Source organism: Streptococcus sp. 3613, from assembly GCF_013277375.1.
GTDB classification, from domain to species: domain Bacteria; phylum Bacillota; class Bacilli; order Lactobacillales; family Streptococcaceae; genus Streptococcus; species Streptococcus pseudopneumoniae.
Genome location: NZ_VMMV01000022.1, coordinates 1 through 9,703 on the forward strand (window position 1 = coordinate 1; position 9,703 = coordinate 9,703).

Here is a 9,703-nt window from a genome sequence, read left to right on the forward strand (position 1 = left end):
TTGAGGTTGCAGATAAAGCTGACGTGGTTTGAAGAGATTTTCGAAGAGTATCAGTAAAAGATAAGATAAACTCCTATATCACTTATGGATGTAGGAGTTCTTTTTTCTAGTTTAAGTAGGGCTAGAGTAGGTACTAAGAAAAAATGGTAACTTCTAAAACTAACTTCCAGTTTTGGGAGAGAGATGGAAGTTACTTTGAGAAGTTACGCTAAGAAAAAAATAATATGTATTGGATTAAATTTTGTGATATAATAAAGGATAAGATACTATTTTAGGAGAAGAACTATGGAAGACCCAAGTAGTCAGAATTTGTTGCTACAATTTGTTTTATTGTTTATCTTGACGGTATTAAATGCCTTTTTCTCAGCCACAGAAATGGCCATGGTTTCTCTTAATCGTGCCCGAGTTGAACAAAAGGCGGAAGAAGGAGACAGACGCTACATCCGCCTGCTGAAGGTACTAGAAAATCCTAACCACTTTTTATCAACCATTCAGGTAGGAATCACCCTGATTACAATCTTATCAGGGGCGAGTTTAGCTGATACTCTAGGACGTGTGATTGCCTCTTGGCTTGGGAATAGCGAAACAGCACAAGCCGTGGCAACTTTTCTATCCTTGGCATTTTTGACCTATATTTCCATCGTTTTTGGGGAATTATATCCTAAGAGAATCGCTCTTAATCTAAAGGATGCCTTGGCCATTCGTACAGCGCCGGTTATCATTGGGATCGGAAAACTAGTCAGTCCTTTTGTTTGGCTTTTAGCTGCTTCGACCAATTTCTTGAGCCATTTGACTCCTATGTCATTCGATGATGCGGATGAAAAGATGACCCGTGATGAAATTGCCTATATGCTGACAAATAGTGAAGAAACATTGGATGCTGATGAGATTGAGATGCTACAAGGTGTCTTTTCGCTCGATGAATTAATGGCACGAGAGGTTATGGTTCCTCGGACGGATGCCTTTATGGTGGATATTCAGGATGATAGTCAAGCCATTATCCAAAGTATTTTAAAACAAAACTTTTCCCGTATACCAGTTTACGATGGGGATAAGGACAATGTGATTGGAATCATTCACACCAAGAGTCTCCTTAAGGCTGGTTTTGTGGACGGTTTTGATAATATTGTTTGGAAGAGAATTTTACAAGATCCACTTTTTGTACCTGAAACGATTTTTGTGGATGACTTGCTAAAAGAATTGCGAAATACCCAAAGACAAATGGCAATCTTGCTAGATGAATACGGTGGGATGGCTGGTTTGGTGACCTTGGAAGACCTTTTAGAGGAAATTGTTGGTGAAATTGATGATGAAACGGACAAAGCAGCAATAGATGTTCATCAGATTGGCGAGGATACCTACATTGTTCAAGGAACAATGACCCTCAATGATTTCAATAATTACTTTGATGTTGAACTGGAAAGTGATGACGTTGATACCATCGCTGGTTATTATTTGACAGGAGTTGGGACCATTCCAACGACTGAAAAACTCAGCTATGAATTGGTCAGCCAAAACAAACAGCTTATCTTAACCAATGATAAAGTGAAAAATGGACGTGTTACCAAGGTAAAAGTCCAAATTACAGAAGTCGAAATAGAAGAAGAAACAGAATAAACTAGAGGCTTTTGTCACCAGGCGTGACGAAGCTTTTTTCAGTTGATTTCATGAGGGAATTATGTCATGGGAAGAACTTTGCCCCAAAAGTTTTTCAAAATTATCCGTATTTATCAGAAGAAAAAATAAAAAAGCCCTTCAAATTGGGCTTTCTGTTCATTTGAAACCTGATAAATCAGGTTATAGAAGGCGGTAGACGGATTTGAACCGACGATCAAGCTTTTGCAGAGCCGTGCCTTACCACTTGGCTATACCGCCTTAACGTTTCTTATTATACCTTGAAAATGATTTTCAGTCAATAGCTTTTTCAGTTTTTTGTACCATAGTGTGATTCGAATGTAATGCTAAGTTTTCTATGGGAAAAAGATTACCAAAAATCTACTGAATCCCCTTGAAAAATCTAGCTAATTAGGGTATAATATAAATAATCATTTGTCGTAGGTTTTGTCTGAAATATTGTCCAGACAAGGCTCACAGCAGTTAAATCTTCTGAAAAAGTCAGATTTAGCTGCTCTTTTTGTGCTTTTTTTCAGGATTTTGAGTACTTGTAATAAAGACTTAAAAATTCTGAAAATTCATCAAAGGGACACGGTGATAAGGGTTTTACAACCATATGACGATTAGAAAGCCTGATTGACAAGGCTTGGAACTTATTTACAAAGGAGAATCATCTTGGCAGGACATGACGTTCAATACGGGAAACATCGTACCCGTCGTAGTTTTTCAAGAATCAAAGAAGTTCTTGACTTACCAAATTTGATTGAAATTCAAACTGACTCATTCAAAGATTTCCTAGACCACGGTCTTAAGGAAGTGTTTGAAGATGTATTGCCAATTTCAAACTTCACAGACACAATGGAGTTGGAATTTGTTGGATATGAAATCAAGGAACCCAAATATACGCTAGAAGAAGCTCGTATTCACGATGCTAGCTACTCAGCACCAATTTTTGTAACCTTCCGCTTGATCAATAAAGAAACAGGCGAAATCAAGACCCAAGAAGTTTTCTTTGGTGATTTCCCGATCATGACAGAAATGGGTACTTTCATTATCAATGGTGGTGAACGTATCATTGTATCTCAGTTGGTTCGCTCGCCAGGTGTTTACTTTAATGACAAAGTAGATAAGAACGGTAAAGTGGGCTATGGTTCAACTGTTATCCCTAACCGTGGAGCTTGGTTGGAACTTGAAAGCGACTCAAAAGATATTACCTACACTCGTATCGACCGTACTCGTAAGATTCCATTTACAACCTTGGTTCGTGCGCTTGGTTTCTCAGGTGATGATGAAATCTTTGATATCTTTGGTGATAGCGAATTGGTTCGCAACACTGTTGAAAAAGATATCCACAAGAATCCAATGGACTCTCGTACAGACGAAGCTTTGAAAGAAATCTACGAACGCCTTCGTCCAGGTGAGCCTAAGACAGCTGAAAGCTCACGTAGCTTGCTTGTGGCTCGTTTCTTTGACCCACGTCGCTATGACTTGGCAGCAGTTGGTCGTTACAAGATCAATAAAAAACTCAATGTTAAAACACGCTTGCTTAACCAAACAATTGCTGAGCCATTGGTAGACCCTGAAACAGGAGAAATCTTGGTAGAAGCTGGAACAATCATGACTCGTAGTGTGATTGAAAGCATCGAAAGCCATTTGGATGGCGACTTGAACAAGATTGTTTATATTCCAAATGATGCAGCCGTTGTGACTGAGCCAGTTGTTCTTCAAAAATTCAAGGTTGTTGCACCAACTGACCCAGACCGTGTTGTAACGATCATCGGTAATGCCAATCCAGATGACAAGGTTCGTATCGTCACTCCTGCAGATATCCTTGCTGAAATGAGCTACTTCCTCAACTTGGCTGAGGGACTTGGCCGTGTAGATGACATCGACCACCTTGGGAACCGTCGTATCCGTGCGGTTGGTGAATTGCTTGCCAACCAAGTACGCCTTGGACTTTCTCGTATGGAACGTAATGTCCGTGAACGTATGTCTGTTCAAGACAACGAAGTCTTGACACCACAACAAATTATCAATATCCGTCCTGTAACAGCTGCGGTGAAAGAATTCTTTGGTTCATCACAGTTGTCACAGTTCATGGACCAACACAACCCGCTTTCTGAGTTGTCTCACAAACGCCGTTTGTCAGCCTTAGGACCTGGTGGTTTGACACGTGACCGTGCTGGATATGAAGTGCGTGACGTGCACTACACTCACTATGGTCGTATGTGTCCAATCGAGACACCTGAAGGACCTAACATTGGTTTGATCAATAACTTGTCATCTTACGGACACTTGAACAAATATGGTTTTGTTCAAACACCATACCGTAAGGTTGACCGTGAAACAGGTGTTGTCACGAACGAAATCGTTTGGTTGACAGCCGATGAAGAAGATGAATTTACTGTAGCACAGGCTAATTCTCGTCTGAATGAAGATGGAACATTTGCTGAGAAAGTTGTCATGGGACGTCACCAAGGGGTCAACCAAGAGTATCCAGCTAATGTTGTTGACTACATGGACGTATCACCAAAACAGGTAGTTGCCGTTGCGACAGCATGTATTCCTTTCTTGGAAAACGATGACTCCAACCGTGCCCTCATGGGTGCCAACATGCAACGTCAGGCTGTGCCATTGATCAATCCTCAAGCACCTTACGTTGGTACTGGTATGGAATACCAAGCAGCCCACGACTCTGGAGCGGCTGTGATTGCTCAGTATGATGGTAAAGTTACTTACGCAGATGCTGACAAGGTAGAAGTTCGTCGTGAAGATGGTTCATTGGACGTTTACCACATCCAAAAATTCCGTCGTTCAAACTCAGGTACTGCTTACAACCAACGTACGCTTGTTAAAGTTGGTGATGTCGTTGAAAAAGGCGATTTTATCGCTGACGGACCTTCTATGGAAAATGGAGAAATGGCGCTTGGACAAAACCCAATCGTTGCCTACATGACTTGGGAAGGTTATAACTTCGAGGATGCCGTTATCATGAGCGAACGCTTGGTGAAAGACGATGTCTACACATCTGTTCACCTTGAAGAATACGAATCAGAAACACGCGATACAAAGCTTGGGCCTGAAGAAATTACTCGTGAAATTCCAAACGTTGGTGAAGATGCCCTTAAAGACCTTGACGAAATGGGTATTATCCGTATCGGTGCTGAGGTTAAAGAAGGCGATATCCTTGTAGGTAAAGTAACACCTAAGGGTGAGAAAGACCTTTCGGCTGAAGAACGTCTTTTGCACGCTATCTTCGGAGACAAGTCTCGTGAAGTGCGTGACACTTCTCTTCGTGTACCACACGGTGCCGATGGTGTCGTTCGTGATGTTAAGATCTTTACACGTGCAAATGGAGATGAGTTGCAATCAGGTGTCAACATGCTGGTTCGCGTCTACATCGCTCAAAAACGTAAGATCAAGGTCGGAGATAAGATGGCCGGACGTCACGGAAATAAAGGGGTTGTCTCTCGTATCGTTCCTGTAGAAGACATGCCTTACCTTCCAGATGGAACTCCAGTCGATATCATGTTGAACCCACTTGGGGTGCCATCACGTATGAATATCGGTCAGGTTATAGAGCTTCACCTTGGTATGGCTGCTCGTACTCTTGGTATTCACATCGCAACACCAGTCTTTGACGGAGCAAGTTCTGAAGACCTTTGGTCAACTGTTAAAGAAGCAGGTATGGATAGTGATGCCAAAACGATCCTTTACGATGGACGTACTGGAGAACCGTTTGATAACCGTGTTTCTGTTGGAGTCATGTACATGATCAAACTCCACCACATGGTTGATGATAAATTGCACGCGCGTTCAGTCGGACCTTACTCAACTGTTACCCAACAACCACTTGGAGGTAAAGCCCAGTTTGGTGGACAACGTTTCGGTGAGATGGAGGTTTGGGCTCTTGAAGCCTACGGTGCGTCAAATGTCCTTCAAGAAATCTTGACTTACAAGTCTGACGATATCAACGGACGTTTGAAAGCTTATGAAGCTATTACAAAAGGAAAACCAATTCCAAAACCAGGTGTTCCAGAATCCTTCCGAGTTCTTGTCAAAGAATTGCAATCTCTTGGTCTTGACATGCGTGTCCTAGACGAAGATGACCAAGAAGTGGAACTTCGCGACTTGGATGAAGGAATGGACGAAGATGTCATCCACGTAGATGACCTTGAAAAAGCCCGCGAAAAAGCAGCACAAGAGGCTAAAGCAGCCTTTGAAGCTGAAGAAGCTGAGAAAGCAACAAAAGCGGAAGCAACAGAAGAAACTGCTGAACAAGAATAGGCAGTTCACTTAGAATAGAAAGGGAAGAAATAGTGGTTGATGTAAATCGTTTTAAAAGTATGCAAATCACCCTAGCTTCTCCAAGTAAAGTCCGTTCATGGTCTTATGGAGAAGTCAAAAAACCTGAAACAATCAATTACCGTACCTTGAAACCAGAACGTGAAGGTCTCTTTGATGAAGTTATCTTTGGTCCTACAAAAGACTGGGAATGTGCTTGTGGTAAATATAAACGCATTCGTTACAGAGGGATTGTTTGTGACCGCTGTGGGGTTGAAGTAACGCGTACGAAAGTTCGTCGTGAGCGTATGGGACATATCGAATTGAAAGCTCCTGTATCTCACATCTGGTACTTCAAGGGGATTCCAAGCCGTATGGGCTTGACCCTTGATATGAGCCCTCGTGCCCTTGAGGAAGTGATCTACTTTGCGGCTTATGTGGTGATTGACCCTAAGGATACACCACTTGAGCACAAGTCTATCATGACAGAGCGCGAATACCGTGAGCGTTTGCGTGAGTATGGTTATGGATCATTCGTTGCCAAGATGGGTGCCGAAGCTATCCAAGACCTCTTGAAACAAGTAGATCTTGAAAAAGAAATTGCTGAACTCAAAGAAGAGTTGAAAACAGCGACTGGACAAAAACGTGTCAAAGCCATCCGTCGTTTGGATGTTTTGGATGCCTTTTACAAGTCTGGAAACAAACCTGAATGGATGATTCTCAACATCCTTCCAGTTATTCCACCAGATCTTCGTCCAATGTTGCAGTTGGATGGTGGCCGTTTTGCCTCATCTGACTTGAATGACCTTTACCGCCGTGTTATCAACCGTAACAACCGTTTGGCTCGTTTGCTTGAGTTGAATGCACCAGGTATCATCGTTCAAAATGAGAAGCGTATGCTTCAAGAAGCAGTTGACGCTTTGATTGACAATGGTCGTCGTGGTCGTCCGATCACAGGACCAGGTAGCCGTCCACTGAAATCTTTGAGCCACATGCTTAAAGGTAAACAAGGACGCTTCCGTCAAAACTTGCTCGGTAAACGTGTTGACTTCTCAGGACGTTCCGTTATCGCCGTTGGTCCAACTCTTAAGATGTACCAATGTGGTGTGCCACGTGAAATGGCGATCGAGCTCTTTAAACCATTCGTCATGCGTGAAATCGTCGCTCGTGATATCGTGCAAAACGTCAAAGCTGCTAAACGCTTGGTCGAACGCGGAGATGAGCGTATCTGGGATATTCTTGAAGAAGTGATTAAAGAACACCCAGTGCTTTTGAACCGCGCACCGACCCTTCACCGTTTGGGTATCCAAGCCTTCGAGCCAGTCTTGATTGATGGTAAGGCCCTTCGCTTGCACCCGCTTGTCTGTGAAGCCTACAATGCCGACTTTGACGGGGACCAAATGGCCATCCACGTACCGCTTTCAGAAGAAGCCCAAGCAGAAGCTCGTATCCTCATGCTCGCTGCTGAGCACATCTTGAACCCGAAAGATGGTAAACCAGTTGTTACTCCATCTCAGGACATGGTTTTGGGTAACTACTACTTGACTATGGAAGAAGCTGGTCGTGAAGGTGAAGGAATGGTCTTCAAAGACCGTGACGAAGCGGTTATGGCTTACCGTAATGGTTATGTTCACCTTCACTCACGTGTTGGTATCGCAACAGATAGCCTTAACAAACCATGGACAGAAGAGCAAAAACACAAGGTCTTGCTTACAACCGTTGGTAAAATCCTCTTCAACGACATTATGCCAGAGGGGCTACCATACTTGCAAGAACCAAACAATGCCAACTTGACAGAAGGCGTTCCAGCTAAATACTTCTTGCCACTTGGTGGAGATATCAAGGAAGCAATCAGTAAACTTGAACTTAACCCTCCATTCAAGAAGAAAAATCTTGGAAATATCATCGCTGAAATCTTCAAACGTTTCCGTACGACAGAAACTTCTGCCCTACTTGACCGTATGAAGAACCTCGGTTACCACCACTCAACTCTTGCAGGATTGACAGTGGGTATTGCCGATATCCCAGTCGTTGATGACAAGGCTGAAATCATTGAAGAATCACATAAACGTGTAGAACAGATCACAAAACAATTCCGTCGTGGTATGATCACGGACGACGAGCGTTACAATGCTGTTACAGCTGAATGGCGTGCTGCCCGTGAAAAATTGGAGAAACGTTTGATTGCCAACCAAGATCCTAAGAACCCAATCGTTATGATGATGGACTCTGGAGCCCGTGGTAACATCTCAAACTTCTCACAGCTTGCCGGTATGCGTGGTCTGATGGCTGCTCCGAACGGACGTATCATGGAATTGCCAATCCTTTCAAACTTCCGCGAAGGTTTGTCAGTACTCGAAATGTTCTTCTCAACTCACGGTGCCCGTAAAGGTATGACCGATACGGCCCTTAAGACAGCCGACTCAGGTTACTTGACTCGTCGTTTGGTTGACGTTGCCCAAGACGTTATCATCCGTGAGGACGACTGTGGAACAGACCGTGGTCTCTTGATCCGTTCTATCGCAGAAGGAAAAGAGATGATCGAGTCTCTCGAAGAGCGTCTCAATGGTCGTTACACTAAGAAAACTGTTAAACATCCAGAAACTGGTGCAGTTATTATCGGTCCAAATGAGTTGATTACAGAAGACAAGGCGCGTGAAATTGTCAATGCTGGTGTGGAAGAAGTGACTATCCGCTCTGTATTTACATGTAACACTCGTCACGGTGTCTGCCGTCACTGTTATGGTATCAACTTGGCGACTGGTGATGCGGTTGAAGTTGGTGAAGCAGTTGGAACAATCGCTGCCCAATCTATCGGGGAACCTGGTACACAGCTTACAATGCGTACCTTCCACACGGGTGGGGTTGCCTCAAATACCGATATCACTCAGGGTCTTCCTCGTGTCCAAGAAATCTTTGAAGCCCGCAATCCTAAAGGGGAAGCGGTTATCACAGAGGTTAAAGGACAAGTTACAGCTATCGAAGAAGATGCTTCAACTCGTACCAAGAAAGTCTTTGTTAAGGGCGAAACTGGTGAAGGCGAATATGTTGTTCCATTTACCGCTCGTATGCGTGTTGAAGTTGGTGACCAAGTAGCGCGTGGTGCTGCTCTTACAGAAGGTTCTATCCAACCAAAACGTCTCCTTGCAGTTCGTGATGTCTTGTCAGTTGAAACTTACCTTCTCGGTGAAGTACAAAAAGTTTACCGTAGCCAAGGGGTAGAAATCGGTGACAAACACATCGAGGTAATGGTTCGTCAAATGATCCGTAAAGTTCGTGTCATGGATCCAGGTGACACAGATCTTCTCATGGGTACCCTCATGGATATCAATGACTTTACAGATGCTAACAAAGATGTTCTTATCTCAGGTGGAGTTCCAGCGACTGGTCGACCAGTCCTCATGGGAATTACCAAAGCCTCACTTGAAACCAACAGTTTCTTGTCAGCGGCTTCCTTCCAGGAAACAACTCGTGTCCTTACAGACGCGGCTATCCGTGGTAAGAAAGACCATCTCCTTGGACTTAAAGAAAATGTTATCATCGGTAAGATCATCCCAGCAGGTACTGGTATGGCTCGTTACCGTAACCTTGAACCACATGCTGTCAACGAAGAAGAATACCTTAATCCTCCAGTAGAGGAAGAAGGAAATGAAGAAACAACAGAAGTAGTTGTGGATGCTGCCGTTGAAACTGTGGAAGAAACAGTAGAATAAAAGAGAATGAGAGAGCCTTCGGGTTCTCTTTTTCTTTTCTGAAAACTTTCTCCATTTTTCCATGAAATATGGTAAAATAATACTCAATGAAA

4 protein-coding genes and 1 tRNA gene are annotated in these 9,703 nt (G+C 43.3%); 4 read left to right on the forward strand and 1 reads right to left on the reverse strand.

The genetic code is table 11. The annotated features are described in order from the left end of the window. Positions 1–285 precede the first annotated feature (285 nt). Complete coding sequence (locus HT708_RS02625; protein WP_172925933.1) at positions 286–1,617, forward strand: hemolysin family protein; 1,332 nt, start codon at positions 286–288, stop codon at positions 1,615–1,617. 61 nt (positions 1,618–1,678) lie between these two features. Further along, a complete protein-coding gene (locus tag HT708_RS12115) occupies positions 1,679–1,813 on the forward strand; it encodes a hypothetical protein (RefSeq protein WP_275690753.1) in 135 nt (44 codons plus the stop codon). Here the strand turns inward: HT708_RS12115 and HT708_RS02630 are convergent. Further along, positions 1,805–1,875, reverse strand: a tRNA-Cys gene (locus HT708_RS02630). The genes HT708_RS12115 and HT708_RS02630 overlap by 9 nt on opposite strands. A 414-nt stretch (positions 1,876–2,289) precedes the next feature. On the opposite strand from HT708_RS02630, the gene rpoB reads away from it, so the two are divergent. Both rpoB and rpoC read left to right on the forward strand, forming a co-directional pair. Beyond that, positions 2,290–5,901: a DNA-directed RNA polymerase subunit beta gene (gene rpoB / locus HT708_RS02635; RefSeq protein WP_172925934.1), complete on the forward strand. Its 3,612-nt coding sequence runs from the start codon at positions 2,290–2,292 to the stop codon at positions 5,899–5,901. 32 nt (positions 5,902–5,933) lie between these two features. Continuing rightward, positions 5,934–9,611, forward strand: a complete 3,678-nt coding sequence (rpoC, locus tag HT708_RS02640; RefSeq protein WP_054392903.1) for a DNA-directed RNA polymerase subunit beta' — start codon at positions 5,934–5,936, stop codon at positions 9,609–9,611. Positions 9,612–9,703 lie beyond the last annotated feature (92 nt).

Excerpts from the sequence above, each read along its gene's own strand:
- HT708_RS02625 (WP_172925933.1), top strand. The coding sequence starts at position 286 with ATGGAAGACCCAAGTAGTCAGAATTTGTTGCTACAATTTGTTTTATTG.
- HT708_RS12115 (WP_275690753.1), top strand. The coding sequence starts at position 1,679 with ATGTCATGGGAAGAACTTTGCCCCAAAAGTTTTTCAAAATTATCCGTA.